The sequence below is a fragment of the Mycobacterium sp. 852014-52144_SCH5372336 genome (genome assembly GCF_001665615.1).
Lineage (GTDB): Bacteria > Actinomycetota > Actinomycetes > Mycobacteriales > Mycobacteriaceae > Mycobacterium > Mycobacterium neumannii_A.
Genome location: NZ_LZSW01000010.1, coordinates 27,873 through 47,044 on the forward strand (window position 1 = coordinate 27,873; position 19,172 = coordinate 47,044).

Below are 19,172 nucleotides of genomic sequence, written 5' to 3' on the forward strand. Positions count from 1 at the left end.
GCCCATCGAATGCAGCCGCCGTGTAACACCGATTTAACAGCCGGTGCCTACGCTGCGATCATGGATCGGCAGAAGGAATTCGTGCTGCGCACGCTGGAGGAACGCGACATCCGCTTCGTCCGGCTGTGGTTCACCGACGTGCTCGGATACCTCAAGTCGGTCGCGATCGCCCCGGCCGAACTCGAGGGCGCCTTCGAAGAGGGGATCGGGTTCGACGGCTCGTCGATCGAGGGCTTCGCCCGGGTCTCGGAAGCCGATATGGTGGCCCGCCCCGACCCGTCCACCTTCCAGGTCCTGCCGTGGGCCGACGGTTCGGGCCGACACCATTCGGCGCGGATGTTCTGCGACATCACCATGCCCGACGGCTCCCCGTCGTGGGCGGACTCGCGCCACGTGCTGCGCAGGCAGTTGGCCAAGGCCAGCGATCTCGGCTTCTCCTGCTACGTCCACCCGGAGATCGAGTTCTTCCTGCTCAAGCCCGGCCAGGACGACGGCACCCCGCCCGTGCCCGCTGACAACGGCGGTTACTTCGACCAGGCCGTGCACGATTCGGCGCCCAACTTCCGCAGGCACGCCATCGACGCGCTCGAGCAGATGGGCATCTCGGTCGAGTTCAGCCACCACGAAGGCGCGCCCGGCCAGCAGGAGATCGACCTGCGCTACGCCGATGCGCTGTCGATGGCCGACAACGTGATGACGTTCCGCTACGTCGTCAAGGAGGTCGCGCTGGGGGACGGGGTGCGGGCGTCGTTCATGCCCAAGCCGTTCGCCGAACATCCCGGTTCGGCCATGCACACGCACATGAGCCTGTTCGAGGGCGACACCAACGCGTTCCACAGCCCCGACGACCCGCTGCAGCTTTCCGACGTCGCCAAGTCGTTCATCGCCGGGATCCTCGAGCACGCCAAGGAGATCAGCGCCGTCACGAACCAGTGGGTGAACTCCTACAAGCGCCTCGTGCACGGCGGTGAGGCGCCGACGGCGGCGTCCTGGGGTGCGGCCAACCGCTCGGCGCTGGTGCGGGTGCCGATGTACACCCCGCGCAAGGCGTCGTCGCGGCGCGTGGAGGTGCGCAGCCCCGACTCGGCGTGCAACCCGTACCTGACGTTCGCGGTGCTGCTGGCTGCGGGGCTGCGCGGTATCGAGAAGAACTACGTGCTGCCTGCCGAGGCCGAGGACAACGTGTGGACGCTGACCCCCGAAGAGCGCAGCGCGATGGGCTACAAGGAGCTTCCCGGCAGCCTCGGCGCCGCGCTCGAGCAGATGGAGAACTCCGAACTTGTCGCGGAGGCCTTGGGCGAGCACGTCTTCGACTACTTCCTGCGCAACAAGCGCGCGGAGTGGGAGAACTACCGCAGCCACGTCACACCGTTCGAGCTGAAGGCCTACCTGTCTCTGTAGGTGGTTAGCCGACATAGGTGCTGCGCTACCTTTTAGGCGTGGCCAAACCAGCGACGCAGCGTCCGAAGCTGCCGAGCGCAGGCCGGTTGGGGCTCGTCGAACCCACCGCGCCCGCGGAACTCGACCTGTTGGGTTGGAACACCGACGCGCACGTCGAGCTTCTGTGGTCGTTGTCGCGTGCCCCCGACGCCGATACCGCGCTGCGCACGATGGTCCGGTTGGCCGAGGCGATGGGCGATGGTTGGGACGAACTCAACCGGGCTCTGCTCACCGACAAAAGCCTGCGGGGCCGGCTGTTCAGCCTGCTGGGTTCCTCGTTGGCCCTCGGTGACCACCTCATCGCGACTCCGGAGAACTGGCGGTTGCTCGCCGGTGACGTCGCCCTGCCGACCCGTGACGCGCTGCGCGAGATGTTCGTCGCGCTGGCCGACGAGGCGTCCGACACGTCGACCGCGCTGCAGCCGCTGCGCAAGCTCTACCGCGACCGGGTGCTGGTGCTGGCCAGCCTGGACCTGGCACCGACGGTGGAGAACGAACCGGTCCTGCCCTTCCCGACCATCGGCGAGCACCTGTCGGACCTCGCCGACGCGGCACTGGCCGCCGCACTGCACCTCGCGATCAAGACGACCGGGGGCGAGTCGCCGCCCCGGATCGCGATCATCGCGATGGGCAAATGCGGTGCGCGCGAACTGAACTACGTCAGCGACGTCGACGTCATCTTCGTCGCCGAGCCCGCCGACGCGTTGGCGACCCGGGTCGCCGGCGAGCTGATGCGGTTCGCGGCCGACGCGTTCTTCGAAGTCGACGCGGCGCTGCGGCCCGAAGGCAAACACGGCCAGCTGGTGCGCACGCTGGACTCGCACGTCGCCTACTACGAGCGCTGGGCCAAAACGTGGGAGTTCCAGGCATTGCTGAAGGCGCGGCCGGCCGCGGGCGACCCTGAACTCGGTCAGGCCTACGTCGACGCCCTGATGCCGATGGTGTGGACGGCCAGCGAGCGCGAGGACTTCGTCCCCGAAGTGCAGGCGATGAGGAGGCGGGTCGAGGAGCTCGTGCCCGCCGGGCAACGCTCGCGGGAGATCAAACTGGGCACCGGCGGGCTGCGCGACGTCGAATTCGCCGTGCAGCTCCTGCAATTGGTGCACGGCCGCAACGACGAGCGGCTGCACGTCTCATCGACGGTGGCCGCGCTGGCCGCACTCGGTGAGCGCGGATACGTCGGACGCGACGACGCCGCCAACCTGACCGCGTCGTATGAATTCCTGCGCCTGCTCGAGCACCGGCTACAGCTGCAGCGGATGGTGCGCACCCACCTGCTTCCCGACGAGGACGACGACGAGTCGCTGCGCTGGCTGGCCAGGGCAGCACACGTGCGGCCCGACGGCACGCGCGATGCGCTTGGCGTGCTGCGCGAAGAGCTCAAGCGCCAGAGCCTGCGGGTGTCGCGGTTGCACGAAAAGCTGTTCTACCAACCGCTTCTGGAGTCCGTCGGGCAACCGGCAGTGAGCATCTCGGACGGTATGACGCAGGCGGCCGCCGAACGGCAGCTGGCCGCACTGGGGTACGAAGGCCCGCAGAGCGCATTGACGCACCTGGCCGCTCTCACCGGGAGTAGCGCCCGGCGTGGCCGCGTACAGCAGGTCTTGTTGCCGACGCTGCTCAACTGGCTGTCGGACACCCCCGACCCCGATGCGGGGCTGCTGTCCTACCGCCGCATCAGCGATGCGCTGTCCGAACAGCGGTGGTTCCTGGCGACGCTGCGCGACGAGGGCGCCGTCGCCAAACGCCTCATGCAGGTGCTCGGCACGTCGGCCTACGTTCCGGAGTTGCTCATGCGGGCCCCGGAAGTCATCCAGTCCTACGCCGACGGCCCCAACGGGCCCAAACTGCTCGACGCCGAACCCGACGCGGTGGCGCGGGCGCTTGTCGCTTCGGCCGCAAGGTATTCCGAGCCGCAGCGGGCGATCGCGGCGGCGCGCACGTTGCGTCGACGAGAGCTCGCGCGGATCGCCTCCGCGGACCTGCTGGGCATGCTCGAAGTCACCGAGGTGTGTCGCGCGCTGTCGTCGGTCTGGGTCGCGGTGCTGCAGGCCGCGCTGGAAACGGTCATCCGCGCCCAGACGTCGGACCGGGGGGCGCTGGCCAAGATCGCGGTGATCGGCATGGGCCGCCTCGGCGGCGGTGAACTGGGCTACGGTTCGGACGCCGACGTGCTCTTCGTGTGTGAACCCGAAGCCGGAGTTGACGAGTCGGCCGCGGTGAAGTGGGCGGTGACGGTCGCCGAACAGGTGAGGTCCCTGCTCGGGACACCGAGTTCGGATCCGCCGCTGGAGGTCGACGCGAACCTGCGGCCGGAGGGTCGCAACGGTCCGCTGGTGCGCACGCTGTCCTCGTATCAGGCCTACTACGAGCGCTACGCGCAGACGTGGGAGGTGCAGGCGCTGCTGCGGGCCCACCGCGTCGCTGGCGATCTGGACCTGGGGGAGCGGTTCCTGTTGATGATCGACAAGATCCGGTACCCACCTGGCGGGGTGTCGGCCGAAGCGGTGCAGGAGATCCGGCGGATCAAGGCTCGGGTGGACGCCGAACGGCTGCCACGGGGAGCCGATCCGAATACGCACACCAAACTCGGGCGCGGAGGCCTCACCGACATCGAGTGGACGGTACAGCTGCTGCAGTTGCGTTACGCGCACAAGGTGTCCGCGCTGCACAACACGTCGACGCTGCAGTCGCTGAACGCGATCGGCGCCGCCGAGCTGATCGCCGAGGGCGATGTCGAACTGCTGCGTCAGGCCTGGCTGACCGCGACCGCGGCGCGTAACGCGTTGGTTCTGGTGCGCGGCAAGCCGACCGACCAACTACCCGGACCGGGACGCCAGCTCAACGCCGTCGCGGTGGCCGCCGGCTGGGACAGCGACGACGGGGGCGAGTTCCTCGACAATTACCTGCGGGTGACAAGGCGGGCAAAAGCCGTCGTGCGCAAGGTTTTCGGTGGCGAGACATAGTGGATAGGCACAGCCGATGAGCATGGATTTCGGGTTCGACGTGATCACCGACGAGGAGTACGAGCGCCAGCGTGCGCTGTACGGTCCGCTGACCGAGGCAGTGCGCCGACTGATCTATGCGAGCCTGCACACCGAGATCGACGAGACCGCCGTCGCGGACGCGCAGGCCAAGATCGAGGCCGTCACGCAGATTCTCGAGAGCACACAGCGCCCGGTGTCCTCGACCCTGCGGCACGAGGCCACCGGCCGTCCGCTGGCGTGGGCGAATCCCGCTGTGGGACTGCGTAATGCGATCGCACCGCCGATGGTGATCCACCACGAACAGGATGGTCGCTGCTGGAGTGAGTTCACACTGAGCGGCGCCTATGAGGGGCCGCCGGGATGGGTGCACGGTGGCATCTGCGCATTGGTGCTCGATCATCTACTGGGCGAGGCCGCCAGTGACGGCCTTACCCAGCCGAAGTTCACCGGCACCATCTCGCTGCGCTATCTGCGCGGCACACCGCTGGGACCGCTGCGCGCGGAGGCGTTCGTGGAACGGACCGAGGGGGTCAAGACGTTCGCCCGCGGATATTTGCTCGACGCACAGGGGCCCACGGTTGAGGCTGAGGGTGTGTTCATCCAGCCGGCGTGGGCGAGGGACGCCGGATGAAGTTCTATGTCAGCCTGGCTTTCCTCGACACCGCAGAGGTCGTCGAGATCGCCAAGGCGGCAGACGACCTCGGCTATGAAGGCCTCGGTATCCCGGACCACGTCGTCAACCTCGAGACATTGGAGACCCCGTACCCCTACACCAAGGACGGCAGCAGGCGCTGGGAGGCGTTCACCGACTGGCCCGATCCGTGGGTGCTGATTGGCGGGCTGGCCCTCGTCACGTCACAGTCGCGGTTCGTCACCACCGTGTATCTGCCCGCGATGCGCGACCCCTACTCGGCGGCGAAGGCGATCGGCACCGCAGCCGTCCTGGCCGGCGGCCGACTCGAACTCGGCATCGGCGTCGGCTGGTGTGAGGAGGAGTTCACGCTGATGGGTCAGCAGTTCGCGCGGCGCGGTAAACGCACCGACGAGATGCTCGAGCTGATGAAGGAACTCTGGAAACCGGGCTGGACGGAGTTCGACGGCGAGTTCTACACAACGCCGAAGCTGGAGATGGAGCCGACACCGCCGCCGATCCCGGTGTACGTCGGCGGGCTCTCCGATATCGCGCTTCGCCGCGCGGCGCGCCACGACGGCTGGATCGGCGACCTGATCACCACCGACCGTGCCCTCGAACGCGTCGCCACGCTGCGCGACCTACGCGCCGAAAAGGGGTTGACCATGGACGGTTTCGAGGTGCTGACCCCGCTGACCGACGCGTTCACCCCCGATCATTTCGACCGCGCCGAAGCAGGCGGCATCACCGGCATCATCACCATGCCGTGGATGTTCTACGCCGGCCCGGCAGCCTCGTTGGCCGAGAAGATCGACGGGATGAAGCGGTTCCGCAAGGACCTTCGGCTCGACAGCTAGCCCCAACGAGCGATCACGTCGCCCACCGGTTGGCCCGCGGCCAGCGCCGCCATCACCAGCACCCTGGCCTGACTGGGCCGAAGGGTCGGCACCATCACCGCTCCCGCCTTGACCATGTCGTCGCCGGGTCCGTACGCGGCTTCGACGGGACCGGTCGGAACGCGCGTCGAGATCGCGAATGCGACGCCGGCAGGCGCATGCCGACGGACCGCGTCCACCACGCCCTCGCCGGCGTTCCCGGAACCCAACGCCTCCACCACGATTCCGCGCGCGCCCGATGCGACGGCGGCGTCGATCGGTCCTGGCCCGTCGCCCGGATAGGCCGCGACGATGTCGACGCGCGGCGCGTTGGCCGCCGAAACCTCGGCGATGAACGGGCGTCGCGCCGGCTGGGTCAGGGTGAACGTGTCGCCGCCGACCGTGCCGATCGGTGCGCCCGCGAACGCCGACAGCATCGCGGTGTCCATCTTTCGGGTGCCCAGTGCCTGAAACACGGTGCCGTCGAACGCGATCAACACACCCTGCTCGCGAGCGGCCGGACTGGCCGCAACGGTCAGTGCGTCCCGCAGGTTCTTGGGTCCGTCGGCGTCGGGGGCGTCGGAGGACCGCTGCGCACCGGTCAACACGATCGGCGGGCCACCGCGGTACGTGACGTCCAGCCACATCGCGGTGTCCTCCATAGTGTCGGTGCCGTGAGTGATGACCACGCCGTCGGCGCCTTTGGAAACCGCGTCCTTGGCGGCACCGCCGATCGCGTCCCAATCCGCGGGGGTCAGCTGCGAGCTGTCCTTCTGCATCAAATCGACGATCTCGACGTCCAGCCCGGCGGCGAGTTCCTCACCGCCGACGGTCGGCCGCCGCACACCGCTGGGATCGGTGCTCGTCGAGATCGTGCCGCCGGTGGTGATCACGACCAGGCGGGCGTTCTGGGCACCGGCAGGCGATGCCGCCGGACCGAGCATGCTCGTCACCGTCGCGACCGCTACCGCGGCCGCCAGAAGTCCTCTGCGCATCCGCGCGTCACCGCCGAAAACGGCTCAGCAGGCCGCGACGCCGAACCGGCGCAGCAGTGGCGGCCGGCCCCGCAGTGGCGGCCGGTGCGGCGGTGCCGGTGACCACGCGTCCGGGCGCCGCGCCACCGACTCGGGTGCGGCGGCGGGCGTCGGCCGACCAGGCACCCGCCCCCAGGCCGGCGATCGCGAGAAACCCGAAGCAGTACAAAAGCACGGCCTCCCCGCCGTTCTCGAATGGCCAGAAGCTGGCAGGAGGACCCTCGAGCGGCGGCCAGTGCATCCAGAAGTACGCCACCGCCATCTCACCGGAAGCGATGAAAGCCGCTATGCGCGTGAACAATCCGACGGTGATCAGCAGCCCCGCCACGAGTTCGATCAGGCCGGCCCACCACAGTGGCCAGGTGCCGACGGGAATGGCTTCACCGATCGGCCAACCGAAGATCTTCATGGTGCCATGCAGAAAGAACATCAGCCCGGCGATGATCCGGAAGAGGCTGAGAAGCGGCGACGAGTAGCTGGAAAGGCGTGCGTCGAAGGTCGTCATGCGCGTTTACCCTACGCGCAGACGCACTTCGGGCCGGGCGATTTGACTCGCCCGACCCGAAGTGTCGACTGATGTTTACCCGGCTCGGTTACACATCGAAGTACAGCGCAACCTCGTACGGATGCGGCCGGATCTGGATCGGCATGATCTCGTTCTCCCGCTTGTAGGAGATCCACGTCTCGATCAGGTCCTCGGTGAACACCCCGCCCTCGGTGAGGTAGTCGTGGTCCTCTTCGAGCTTGTCGATGACCGCCGACAGCGAGGTGGGCGCCTGCGGAATGTTGGCGGCCTCCTCCGGCGGCAGCTCGTAGAGGTCCTTGTCGACCGGCGTCAGCGGCTCGATCTTCTTCTTGATCCCGTCGATGCCTGCCATCAGCATGGCCGCGAACGCCAGGTACGGGTTGCCCGAGCTGTCCGGGCAGCGGAACTCGAGGCGCTTGGCCTTCGGATTGTTGCCGGTGATCGGGATACGCACACACGCCGACCGGTTGCGCTGGCTGTACACCAGGTTGATCGGCGCCTCGTAGCCCGGAACCAGCCGCTTGTAGGAGTTCACCGTCGGGTTGGTGAACGCCAGCAGCGACGGCGCGTGGTGCAGGATGCCGCCGATGTAGTGGCGGGCGAGGTCGGACAGTCCCGCGTAGCCGGACTCGTCGTGGAACAGCGGCTGGCCGTCCTTCCACAGCGACTGGTGCGCATGCATACCGGAGCCGTTGTCACCGAACAGCGGCTTGGGCATGAACGTCACCGTCTTGCCGGCCTGCCAGGCGGTGTTCTTGATGATGTATTTGAACAGCAGCACATCGTCGGCCGCATGCAGCATGGTGTTGAACTTGTAGTTGATCTCGGCCTGGCCCGCGGTGCCGACCTCATGGTGGCCACGCTCGAGAACGAAGCCCGCGTTCTGCAGGTTGGTCGCCATCTGGTCGCGCAGATCGACGTAGTGGTCGTAGGGCGCGACGGGGAAGTAGCCGCCCTTGGGCCGGACCTTGTAGCCGCGGTTGGGACTGCCGTCGGCCTCCAGCGGCTCACCGGTGTTCCACCAGCCCGACTCCGAGTCCACCTCGTAGAAGGTGCCGTTGATCCGCGAATCGAAGGTCACCGAGTCGAAGATGTAGAACTCGGCCTCGGCGCCGAAGTACGCGGTGTCGGCGATGCCAGTGCTGGCCAGGTAGTTCTCCGCCTTGCGGGCGACGTTGCGGGGATCGCGCGAGTAGGCCTCGCGGGTGAACGGATCGTGCACGAAGAAGTTCATGTTCAGCGTCTTGGCGGCGCGGAACGGGTCGATGCGTGCGGTCTCGGGATCCGGAAGCAGCATCATGTCGGACTCGTGGATCGACTGGAAGCCGCGGACCGACGAGCCGTCGAAGGCCAGGCCGTCCTCGAAGACGTCCTGGGTGAAGGCCGAAGCCGGGATCGAGAAGTGCTGGACGACGCCGGGCAGATCACAGAATCGGATGTCGACGTACTCGACTTCCCCGTCCTTGATGAGCTTGAGAATGTCGTCGGCCGTCTTTTCTGCCACTGAGTTGTCTCCTTTATCCAGTAACTCGCGCGTTGACGCTAAGGACACGATGTTGCACGGTCGTCAACCGAATGTTGCGCTGAAGTTACGCAATCACATCAGGGCCAGTCGCAGGCGGCCAATGGACTTCTTTTCAGTCCCATATCCTTCAGTGTATGGCCCGCACACTCGGGTCCTGGCTGTCGGGACCGGATCCGACCAGCGACGCGGGACCCAACGACTATCCCGGCAAGCGCCTCGGTTTACCGGAGACCGGCCCCGGGTCCATCGCCCGGTTCGGCAGGCGAATCGGCGCGCTGATGCTCGACTGGTTCATCGCATACGGGCTGGTGGGGCTCGCCGTGAACCTCGGATTCATCAGCAAGGACGATCTCCTGTACTCACCGCTGGGGTCGACGTCCATCGCGGCGGTGTGGCTGCTGCTCGGCATCGTCTCGGTGCGGTTGTACGGCTTCACCCCCGGGCAGTGGGCGCTCGGTCTGCGGGTCGCCTCGGTCGACCACCGCCAGCACGTCGGCGTCGGCCGTGCCGCGGTGCGCGGGCTGCTGGTGTTCTTCGTCATACCCGCGCTGTTCACCGACAGGGACTTCCGCGGCTACCAGGACCGCTTCAGCAACACGGCGGTGGTCCGACGCTGACGGCGCCGAACGTCAGGCCTCGTGGCGGATCTGGCCGTTCATCATCGTCATCGCGACGTCCGCCCCGGCGATGTCGTGCGGGTCGATCGCGAAGATGTTCTCGCTCACGACGATCATGTCCGCGAGCTTGCCGACCTCGAGCGAACCCACCTTGTCGTCCATCCGGATCTGATAGGCCGCGCCCAGCGTGTTGGCGTGCACCGCCTCCGCGACGGTCAGCCGTTGGTTCGCGGGCGCCAGCACCGGCGCATCCGGTTGGCCGATCAGCTGACGGGTGACACCGATCTGGATCGCATCGAGCGGTTTGTAGGTCGAGAAATAGCCCGCGGCCGGCCAGTCGGTACCCAGCGAGATGCGCCCGCCCGACTTCAAGACGTCTTGGGGGCGATACATCAGGTTCTGTCGTGGTGGCCCGTACCGGGCAGCCATGTTCTGCAGCGTGTCCGGATCGGCGGACATCCAGTTGGCCGAGAACTGGGCGACGACGCCGAGTTCGCCGAAGCGACGACTGTCGGGGTCCTCGACGTAGACCAGGTGCGCGATCACATGCCTGCGGTCGCGCGGCGGATTGGCGGCCGCGGCGCGCTCGATCGCATCGAGGGCGACGCGGGCGGTGCGTTCCCCGCAGGCGTGTACGTGCACGTCGAAACCCGCGGCGTCGATCCGGCCGATGAGCTGGTGCCACTGCTGCTCGGTGAACGGGGATCCGCCCGTGGAATCGGGTTTGTCGGCATAAGGCTCGATGAGCCATGCGGTGTATCCGCCCTGTGTTCCGTCACCGACGATCTTGACGACGTCGGCGCGCACCAGGTCGGTCGTAAACCGATCCCTGATGTCGGTCATCACCTGTACGACGTCGTCCACCGGCGCCGATCGCACGCTGTAAGAGGCCACCACGCGGAACGGCAGCTGTCCGCGGTTCTCGACGTCGGTGTACACGCCGATCAGCGCGCCCTGATCGGAGCCGATAGGTGGCACGCCGGCGTCGAACACCGACGTGATGCCGGCCGCGGACGCCTTCGGCAGCCATTCTTCGAGCAACCGCCCCATGGTCTCCGGTGCGATCGGCTCGATCGCATCGACGAGACCGAGAACGGCGTTGACCTCGAGCACATATCCGGTCGGATCGCCGTTGCCGTCGCGTGCGTAATAGCTGAACCCCGGGATCGGATCCGGGGTGTCGCGGCCGACGCCTGCGATCTCGAGCGCCTTGCTGTTGGCCCACAGGCTGTGCCCGTCGATGGCGAAGAAGAAGCCCGGCCGGTCGGGCAGCACGCGGTCGAGGTCGGCGCGATTAGGTCCGTCGGGACCGAACATGTCGACGCGCCAACCGAATCCGCGCACCGGTCCGGTCGGATTTTTTTCCGCGTACTGCTCGATCGCGGCCAGCGCCTCCGCGCCCGTCGGCACCTGCAGGTCGACACCCGACGTGAGGAACGCGCCGAGGAAAGGGTGGGTGTGGCCCTCGACGAAGCCGGGCATCAGCAGCCGGCCCTGCAGGTCGACCACCCGGGTGTCGGGACCGACGAGCGCCATCGCGCCCGCCTCGTCGCCGACGTGGGTGATGGTGTTGCCCCGCACCGCCACCGCCTGCGCCCACTGCGCCGGGCCTGCGACGGTGTAGATCGGGCCGTTGCGGAACACGTAGTGGGCCGCGCCATCGGTGCCCGTGGCGTCGGAGCCGCTCCCGGACGGGGCGCTCGGAGAGCAGGCGCTGGCTGCGGTCGCGGCGAGCACCACCGCGCCCGCGCGCAACACGGTGCGTCGATTCGCGAAATAGCCTGCCCATTCGCAGGCGGTGCACATACCGCGCGTCCGGCCGGAGCTGCCCTACCGCCGCCTCACCGTGCGCTGCACGCCCCGCATCTTGGCCTGCGCCGGCAGCGGGCCCTTGGGCATCGCGGCGGGCCCGACCTTGGTGCCCAGCGCGGCCAGCCGCGACTCCAGCGCGTCCAACTGCTTGACGGTGATGTTCGCGGGCAGCTTGTTCAGGTGGCGCTCCAGCTTGGCCAGCGGTACTTCACCCTCGCCGTTGCCGATGATGACGTCGTAAATCGGGGTGTCGCCGACCAGTCGAGCCGTGCGCTTCTTCTCCTGCGCCAGCAGCGGTCGCACGCGCGACGGCGACCCCTCACCGACGAAGATGACCCCCGGCCTGCCGATCACCCGGTGCACCGCGTCGAAGTGGCCCGTCGCCGCGACACCGGGCGTCACCCGCCACTTGCCCCGCATGTTGTCCAGCGCCCAGGCCGCTGCGCCCGTCTGGCCCTCGGCCTTGCTGTACACCGACTTCTGCGCACGCCTGCCGAAGATGATGAACGCGACCAGCGCCCCGAGCACAATGCCGAGCGGAATCATCATGTAGGTGGTGAAGCCGCCCGCGAAGATGCCGAGCGCCACCGAAGCGGCGACGATCAGCACGAATGCGCCGATCATGTACGGCAGCAGACGCTTGTCCTCTTTACGCTGAATCTGGAACGCCTGCCACAGCTGGCTGCGGCGCTGTTTGGACGCCGCCTTACGAGCCGCCTTGGCTTCGGCCTTCGCAGCCTTCAGTGCCTTTGGATCGCGGGTTTTCGCCATTGCTTCAGGATACGGACGCCGATTTGGCCTGGGCGTACAACCGACCCGCACGGTACGACGAGCGCACCAGGGGTCCGGCCAACACACCGGCGAAGCCGAGGCGCTGCGCGAACTGCTCATGCTCGACGAACTCGTCGGGGTGCACCCAACGCTCCACCGGGTGGTGGCGCACCGACGGCCGCAGGTACTGGGTGATCGTGACGATGTGGCAGCCCGCGTCGTACAGATCGGTCAGCGCGGCCCGCACCTCGTCGGGCGTCTCGCCCATCCCGAGGATCAGATTCGACTTCGTCACCAGCCCGAAGTCACGCGCCGCGGTCAGCACGTCGAGGCTGCGCTCGTAGCGAAACGCGGGCCGGATGCGCTTGAAGATCCGCGGGACCGTTTCGACGTTGTGCGCCAACACTTCTGGACGGGACTCGAACACCTGCTGCAGCAGGTCCGGCTCACCGTTGAAGTCGGGGATCAGCAACTCGACACCGGTGTTGGGGTTGAGCGCCTTGATTGCGCGCACCGTCTCGGCGTACAGCCACGCCCCACCGTCGGGCAGGTCGTCGCGGGCCACACCGGTCACGGTCGAGTAGCGCAGTCCCATCGCCTGCACGCTCTCGGCGACGCGGCGGGGCTCGTCGCGGTCGAGTTCGGTCGGCTTGCCGGTGTCGATCTGGCAGAAATCGCAGCGACGGGTGCACTGCTCACCGCCGATGAGGAACGTGGCCTCGCGGTCCTCCCAGCATTCGAAGATGTTGGGGCAGCCGGCCTCTTCGCAGACCGTGTGCAGACCCTCGCGCTTCACCAGCGCCTTGAGTTCCTGGTACTCCGGGCCCATCTTGGCGCGGGTCTTGATCCACGGCGGCTTGCGCTCGATCGGCGTCTCGGCGTTGCGGACCTCGAGACGCAGCAGTTTCCGACCTTCAGGAACGACAGTCACTACGTCAACGCTACCTCTAGCCGACCGTCGAGCGCATCGCACACGGCGTCGGCCACCCGGTCGATGACGTCGGAGACCGCGACGCGGCGCCCCAGTTCGGCTGACAGCGAAGTCACCCCGGCGTCGGCGATGCCGCACGGCACGATCGCGTTGAACGCCGTCAGGTCACAGTCGCAGTTGAGCGCGAATCCGTGCAGGGTGGTCGCCCGCGACACCCGGATGCCGATGGCGCCGATCTTGCGGGCCGGGCCGTTCTCATCGGCAGCGACCCACACTCCGGAGCGGCCCTCCACCCGGCCGGTCCGCACACCGAGGTCGGTGCAGACCTTGATCAGCGACTCCTCGAGCCGTCGCACGAAGTTGACGACGTCGAGCGGTTCGGCAAGGCCGATGATCGGATAGCCGACGAGTTGGCCCGGGCCGTGCCAGGTGATCTTTCCGCCGCGGTCGGTGTCGATGACGGGAGTGCCGCCGGTCCCGGGATTCGGCCGCTCCTCGGCGAGCGTGCGCCGCCCGGCGGTGTACACCGGCGGGTGCTCGAGCAGCAGCAGGGTGTCCGGGCCGCCCGCCACGCGCTGGTCGGCGATCGCTCGCTGCAGCTGCCAGGCGTTCTCGTAGTCGACCGAACCGAGTCGGCGCACCTCGACCGGCACCGTCGCCGACCGGATCGAATGCGTCATGCCCTCGACGCTACTCCGGGCGCGCGGTGGCGAACGCCAATGCTTCACCAATGGTGTTGTGGTGGAAAACGAATCCGGCCCGCTCGAGCGCGGCGGGGATGGCGCGTTGACCGCCGAGCAGACCTTCGTCGGCGAACTCGCCCATCGCGGCGCGCAACGCGAACCCCGGCACCATCAGCGGTGTCGGGCGGTTGACGGCGCGGCCCAACGCCGTGGTGAACTCGGCGTTGGTGACAGGCGCCGGGCCGGTGAGGTTCACCGGACCCGACAGCTCGTCGTGCGATATCGCGAACAACAGCGCGCGGATCTCGTCCTCGAGGCTGATCCACGGCATGTACTGGCGGCCGTTGCCCAGCCGAGCGCCCAGTCCCACGGAGAACAGTGGCTTGAGCCTGCCGAGCATGCCTCCGGCTTGTGCCAGCACCAGCCCCGAGCGCACGAACACCACCCGGGCGCCGTCCTGACGAGCTGGCCAGGTGGCGGCCTCCCAGTCCACGCACAGGTGGGCGAGGAACCCGTCACCTGCCGGGGCGGTCTCGTCGGTGATCTGGGAACCGGTGTCGCCGTAATAGCCGACCGCGCTGGCGTTGACCAGCACCGGAACCCCGGCCTCGGCGACCGCGGTGGCCAGCACCTCGGTCGGGCCGATGCGGCTGTCCCGCAGGCTCTGCTTGAAGGCGCCCGACCATCGCTTCTCGCCGACGTTGACCCCGCACATGTTGACCACGGCGTCCACCCCGGCCAGCATCGCCGGGTCGAATTCGCCGGTGTCGGGATTCCAGAACACCTCGTCGGCGTTCGACGGTGCGCGCCGGACGATGCGCAGCACACGGTGGTCGGTGGCGCGCAACGCGTAGACCAGAGCCGTGCCGATCAGACCGGACGATCCCGCGATCGCGATGACGGGTTCGGACACGAGATTCTCTAGAGGCGTTCTAGAGACCCAGATCGGCCTCGAATGCGCCCTCTTCTAGGCGACGCTTGATGGTGGTCAGGAAGCGCCCCGCATCGGCACCGTCGATCAGCCGGTGGTCGTATGTCAGCGGTAGGTAGCACACCGAACGCACACCGATCGACTCGTTGCCGAACTCGTCGGCGATCACCCTCGGCCGCTTGACGATCGCGCCGGTTCCCAGCATCGCCGCCTGCGGCGGCACCAGGATCGGCGTGTCGAACAGCGCGCCCTGGCTGCCGATGTTGGTGATGGTGAACGTCCCGCCGGACAGCTCGTCGGGCTTGAGGTCACTTGACCTGGCGCGCGCGGCGATGTCGGAGATCGCGCGGGCCAGCCCGGCCAGCGACAGGTCACCGGCGTTCTTGATGACCGGCGAGAGCAGACCCTGCTCCGTGTCGACCGCGATACCGAGATGCTCGGCGTCGTAGTAGGTGATCTCCTTGGTTTCCTCGTTGTAGCTGGCGTTCACGTTGGGATGCGCCTTGAGCGCGTCGATGACGGCGACGGCGATGAACGGCAGGTACGTCAGGTTGACGCCCTCGCGTTCGGCGAACCCCGCCTTCGCCCGCGCCCGCAGCGACACGATCCTGGTCATGTCGACCTCGTGGGTCTGCGTCAATTGCGCTGTCGCCTGCAGGGATTCGCGCGTCTTCTTCGCGGTCAGCTGCCGGATCCGGGTGGCCTTCTGGGTGGTGCCGCGCAGGTGTGCGAGCGACGCCGCCGACGCGTCGGCATCCGCGGGCGCTTTCGCCGCCGCGGGCGACCTGCCCGGGGCCTCGGCCGCCTGTTCGGTCGACGCCGCCGGTTTCTTGCCGGCCTCCGCGGCCGCGAGCACGTCCTGCTTGCGGATGCGGCCGCCGACCCCGGTGCCCTTCACGCTGGCGAGGTCAACGTTGTTCTCCGCGGCCAACTTTCGCACCAACGGGGTGACGTAGGGCCCGGACTCGCTTGCCGGCTGCGGTTCGGACTTGGACTCGGATTTGGGTTCGGGCTTCGGTTCGGGCTTCGGTTCCGGCTTGGACTCCTGCGCCGGTTCCGGCTTCTTGTCTTCCTTCGGTTCCGGCTTCTTCTCTTCCTTGGGTTCGGGCTCAGGCTCTGGTTCCGGCTCAGGCTCCGGCTCTGGCTCTGGCTCTGGCTCTGGTTCCGGCTCGGGCTCGGGCTCGGCTTCTGCGTCGGCATCACCGATCTTGGCCAGCTCGCCGCCCACCTCGACGGTGTCGTCCTCTTCGGCGGTGATCGAGATCAAGGTGCCCGCCACGGGCGACGGAATTTCGGTATCAACCTTGTCGGTCGACACCTCGAGCAGCGGTTCGTCGATCTCCACGCTGTCGCCGACCTTCTTCAGCCAGCGGGTCACGGTGCCTTCGGTCACCGACTCGCCGAGTTCGGGCATCAGGACCGGCGTCGACTTACCCGAAGACTCACCCGAGGACTTCGCGGCGGGCTTTTCCTCGTCCTTGTCGTCGGGCTCGGGCTCGTCTTCGGTCTCTTCGGCTGCGGGCTCGGGCTGCGCGGCCGGTTCCTCGGCGGGCTTCTCCTCCTCGGCGGGCTGCGCGTCGTCGGACCCTTGGTCCTCGTCGTCCGACGCTTCCTCGGAGTCGTCGGATCCTCCGGAGTCGCCGTCGTCGGCATCACCGATGACCGCCAACTCGCCGCCCACCTCGACGGTGTCGTCCTCCTGGGCGATGATCTTCTTCAGCACACCGGAAGCGGGCGCGGGGATCTCGGTGTCGACCTTGTCGGTGGAGACTTCGAGCAATGGCTCATCTTGTTCGACCGTGTCACCCTCTTGCTTGAGCCATCGGGTGACAGTCCCCTCGGTAACGCTCTCACCGAGTGCGGGCATCTCAACGGTGATGGCCATGTGATTGACTACCTCGCTCCCTTGAACGGTCGTCAGTCGTGCTGGGTGATTGTCTGCATACCCATCCTGTCACGTCCGGACGCGCAGTTCGCCGCAGACCGTCCGACCCACTGTTCTGGCACTATCGAAAAGAGATGATCGGAGGGAGCGCGGACGCGAGTGGGAGTCCTCGACAGGTTTCGGCGCGGAAAGCGTAAAGGCAGGGGTTCGGGTGCCGACCCCGCCGCCGATCTGAACTATCTTCGGCAGTGGGTCGCCACGCACACCGGCGTCGAAGCGTTCGTCGAACCGAAGACCACCGTCACCGACGTCACCGTGGTGCTGGTCGCCGCCGACGGGGAATGGACGCGGCGACGCGCGGGGGGAGACGCCGGCGCGCGGCGGCTGTCCGACCGACTGAAGATCCCGGTGTACGACGTGCAGAAAGTCGGCTATCCGCAGCGGATGCGGGACTATGACGAGAAGCGCCGCATCGAGCGTCGGCGCGCTGCTCGACGGGAACTCGACGAGCGCTGACGAACGCTTGCGTGTGGGGGTGCCTCCACCCGGAGGGTAGGGGGAGAACGGAAGGCACTGATACGGTACCGGCGGTTCCGCCAAGTCACGGGAGGTGCGATGGGGGACATCGCTACGCGGTTCGTCGACAGCACCGACGACGTGCGAATCGCCGTCTACGAAGAAGGTGATCCGCAGGGGCCGACCCTGGTCCTCGTGCACGGGTGGCCCGACTCGCATGTGCTGTGGGACGGCGTGGTGCCCTTGCTGTCCGACCGGTTCCGCATCGTGCGGTATGACAATCGCGGTGTCGGGAACTCGATTGGGCCCAAACGGGTTTCGGCCTACCGCATGTCGGCGTACGCGGATGACTTCGACGCGGTCGTCGCCGCGGTGAGCCCCGGCGAGCCGGTGCACGTGCTTGCCCACGATTGGGGCTCGGCGGCCATGTGGGAGTACCTGGCCCGCCCCGGTGCCGGCGACCGGGTCGCGTCGTTCACCTCGATCTCCGGTCCCAGCATCGACCATCTCAACGCCTTCGTCACCAGCAGCCTGTTGCGCCCGTGGCGTCCGCGCCGATTCGTCCGTGCCCTGACCCAGTTCCTGTCCTTCGCCTACATGGGCCTCTTCTCGATCCCGGTGCTCGCACCGCTGGCGGTGCGTGGCTTCGTCGCGAACCTGGTGCGCCAGATCCTGTTGGTGCGCGACGGCATCCCGCGTGAGCAGCTGCACCATTCCGCGACCTACAAGGCCGACGCCGCGAAGAGCGTCAAGGTTTACGGCGCCAACTATCTGCGGTCGATGAAGCCCGGACGCCGCGATCACTACGTCGACGTCCCGGTGCAGATCATCGTCAACACCAAAGACCCGTTCGTGCGGCCGCACGTCTACGACGACACGAAGAAATGGGTGGCTCGGCTGTGGCGGCGCGACCTTGCCGCCGGGCACTGGTCGCCGATGTCGCATCCGCGAGCCATCGCCCTGTCGGTCGAACAGCTCGTCGACTTCCTCGGCGGCAAGCCACCCGCGCGTGAACTCCTGCGCGCGGAGGTCGGCAACCCGCGCGAATACTTCAGCCACACACTGGTTTCCGTCACAGGCGCTGGTAGCGGCATCGGCCGTGCGACGGCGCTGGCATTCGCCCGCGAGGGCGCTGAAATCGTGGTCAGCGATATTGACGAGGGCACCGCGAAGGAGACCGCGGCCCACGTCGCCGCGCGCGGCGGAATCGCGCACGCCTACACCGTGGACGTGTCGGACGCAGAGTCCGTCGAGCGGTTCGCCGAAAAGGTGTGCGCAGAACACGGGGTACCCGACGTCGTGGTCAACAACGCAGGCGTCGGGCACGCGGGCATGTTCTTCGACACCCCGCGCGAGGAGTACGACCGCGTGCTGGCCATCAACTTCGGCGGAGTCGTCAACTGCTGCAGGGCCTTTGGGCGCAGGATGGTTGACCGCGGACTTGGCGGGCACGTCGTCAACATCTCCTCGATGGCGGCGTACTCACCGCAGCAGTCGATGAACGCCTATGCCACGAGTAAGGCCGCGGTCTTCATGTTCGGCGATTGCCTGCGCGCCGAACTGGACCAGGCGGGTGTCGGGCTGACCACGGTGTGCCCCGGCGTCATCGACACCAACATCGTGCACACCACCCGGTTCGACATACCCGCCGCCAAGCGGGAGCAGGCCGAAGCCCGTCGCGCGCAGCTCGAGAAGGCGTTCTCCCGGCGGCGGTACGGTCCGGACAAGGTCGCCAACGCGATCGTGTCGGCGGTCAAGAAGAACAAGCCCATCCGCCCCGTCGCCCCGGAGGCCCACATCGTCTACGGCGTCGCACACCTGCTTCCGCAGGTGATGCGCAGCGCCGCGCGCGGCAAGGTCGTCTAGCGGCCCCGAGACCCACGAGCGCCGAGACCGATCGGCCCCGAGACCGACGAGCGCCGAGACCGACGTTCTGGCGGATTTTCGCGCCGAAAAGCCGCCATTTCGTCGGTCTCACGGAGAAATTAGCCGCTCGCGGCTACTTCTT

16 protein-coding genes are annotated in these 19,172 nt (G+C 67.6%); 7 read left to right on the forward strand and 9 right to left on the reverse strand.

Annotated elements, in window-relative coordinates; genetic code table 11:
* Positions 1-60: 60 nt before the first annotated feature.
* Genes glnA (A5759_RS01550) through A5759_RS01565 form a run of 4 tightly spaced genes read left to right on the forward strand, consistent with a single transcriptional unit; the run spans position 61 to position 5,915 of the window.
* Entirely contained in the window at positions 61-1,401 is a 1,341-nt protein-coding gene (glnA, locus tag A5759_RS01550; RefSeq protein WP_068193046.1) for a type I glutamate--ammonia ligase, read from the forward strand.
* A 38-nt stretch (positions 1,402-1,439) separates the two neighbouring features.
* Positions 1,440-4,406, forward strand: a complete 2,967-nt coding sequence (locus A5759_RS01555) for a bifunctional [glutamine synthetase] adenylyltransferase/[glutamine synthetase]-adenylyl-L-tyrosine phosphorylase (RefSeq protein WP_068193049.1) — start codon at positions 1,440-1,442, stop codon at positions 4,404-4,406.
* A 16-nt stretch (positions 4,407-4,422) separates the two neighbouring features.
* Positions 4,423-5,058 (forward strand): PaaI family thioesterase, encoded by a 636-nt coding sequence (locus A5759_RS01560; protein ID WP_068193052.1) that lies wholly within the window; start codon positions 4,423-4,425, stop codon positions 5,056-5,058.
* Positions 5,055-5,915 (forward strand): TIGR03619 family F420-dependent LLM class oxidoreductase, encoded by an 861-nt coding sequence (locus A5759_RS01565; protein ID WP_068193162.1) that lies wholly within the window; start codon positions 5,055-5,057, stop codon positions 5,913-5,915. Before A5759_RS01560 ends, A5759_RS01565 begins: the two co-directional genes overlap by 4 nt.
* Here A5759_RS01565 and A5759_RS01570 read toward each other — a convergent pair.
* From A5759_RS01570 to glnA (A5759_RS01580), 3 genes are all read right to left on the reverse strand, one after another.
* On the reverse strand, positions 5,912-6,877 hold the full coding sequence (locus A5759_RS01570) for an asparaginase (protein ID WP_068193165.1): 966 nt from the start codon (positions 6,875-6,877) through the stop codon (positions 5,912-5,914). The genes A5759_RS01565 and A5759_RS01570 overlap by 4 nt on opposite strands.
* A 58-nt stretch (positions 6,878-6,935) precedes the next feature.
* Positions 6,936-7,472 carry a DoxX family protein gene (locus A5759_RS01575; protein ID WP_068193055.1) on the reverse strand — a complete coding sequence of 179 codons (537 nt, stop codon included), beginning with the start codon at positions 7,470-7,472 and terminating at the stop codon, positions 6,936-6,938.
* Between the two features lie 88 nt (positions 7,473-7,560).
* On the reverse strand, positions 7,561-8,997 hold the full coding sequence (gene glnA, locus A5759_RS01580) for a type I glutamate--ammonia ligase (RefSeq protein ID WP_064394040.1): 1,437 nt from the start codon (positions 8,995-8,997) through the stop codon (positions 7,561-7,563).
* A 155-nt stretch (positions 8,998-9,152) separates the two neighbouring features.
* On the opposite strand from glnA (A5759_RS01580), the gene A5759_RS01585 reads away from it, so the two are divergent.
* A complete protein-coding gene (locus A5759_RS01585; protein WP_066842817.1) occupies positions 9,153-9,635 on the forward strand; it encodes an RDD family protein in 483 nt (160 codons plus the stop codon).
* Between the two features lie 12 nt (positions 9,636-9,647).
* Here the strand turns inward: A5759_RS01585 and A5759_RS01590 are convergent, their stop codons facing one another.
* From A5759_RS01590 to sucB, 6 genes are read right to left on the reverse strand one after another with little or no spacing between them, the layout of a single operon-like run.
* Entirely contained in the window at positions 9,648-11,441 is a 1,794-nt protein-coding gene (locus A5759_RS01590) for an amidohydrolase (protein ID WP_197505921.1), read from the reverse strand.
* Between the two features lie 24 nt (positions 11,442-11,465).
* Complete coding sequence (locus tag A5759_RS01595) at positions 11,466-12,218, reverse strand: DUF4191 domain-containing protein (RefSeq protein WP_064394038.1); 753 nt, start codon at positions 12,216-12,218, stop codon at positions 11,466-11,468.
* 4 nt (positions 12,219-12,222) lie between these two features.
* Positions 12,223-13,149, reverse strand: coding sequence for a lipoyl synthase (gene lipA, locus A5759_RS01600; RefSeq protein ID WP_068193057.1), 927 nt, complete (start codon positions 13,147-13,149; stop codon positions 12,223-12,225).
* Positions 13,149-13,829: a lipoyl(octanoyl) transferase LipB gene (gene lipB / locus A5759_RS01605; protein WP_068193060.1), complete on the reverse strand. Its 681-nt coding sequence runs from the start codon at positions 13,827-13,829 to the stop codon at positions 13,149-13,151. The genes lipA and lipB overlap by 1 nt, the downstream gene beginning before the upstream one ends.
* Positions 13,830-13,839: 10 nt before the next feature.
* Positions 13,840-14,745, reverse strand: a complete 906-nt coding sequence (locus A5759_RS01610; RefSeq protein WP_068193063.1) for a TIGR01777 family oxidoreductase — start codon at positions 14,743-14,745, stop codon at positions 13,840-13,842.
* Positions 14,746-14,764: 19 nt separating this feature from the next.
* Complete coding sequence (gene sucB / locus A5759_RS01615; protein WP_082961912.1) at positions 14,765-16,648, reverse strand: 2-oxoglutarate dehydrogenase, E2 component, dihydrolipoamide succinyltransferase; 1,884 nt, start codon at positions 16,646-16,648, stop codon at positions 14,765-14,767.
* A 159-nt stretch (positions 16,649-16,807) separates the two neighbouring features.
* Here sucB and A5759_RS01620 point away from each other — a divergent pair, with 159 nt between their 5' ends.
* Positions 16,808-17,164, forward strand: coding sequence for a hypothetical protein (locus A5759_RS01620; RefSeq protein WP_064394033.1), 357 nt, complete (start codon positions 16,808-16,810; stop codon positions 17,162-17,164).
* Positions 17,165-17,263: 99 nt separating this feature from the next.
* A complete protein-coding gene (locus A5759_RS01625; protein ID WP_068193070.1) occupies positions 17,264-19,030 on the forward strand; it encodes an SDR family oxidoreductase in 1,767 nt (588 codons plus the stop codon).
* Positions 19,031-19,172: the final 142 nt, after the last annotated feature.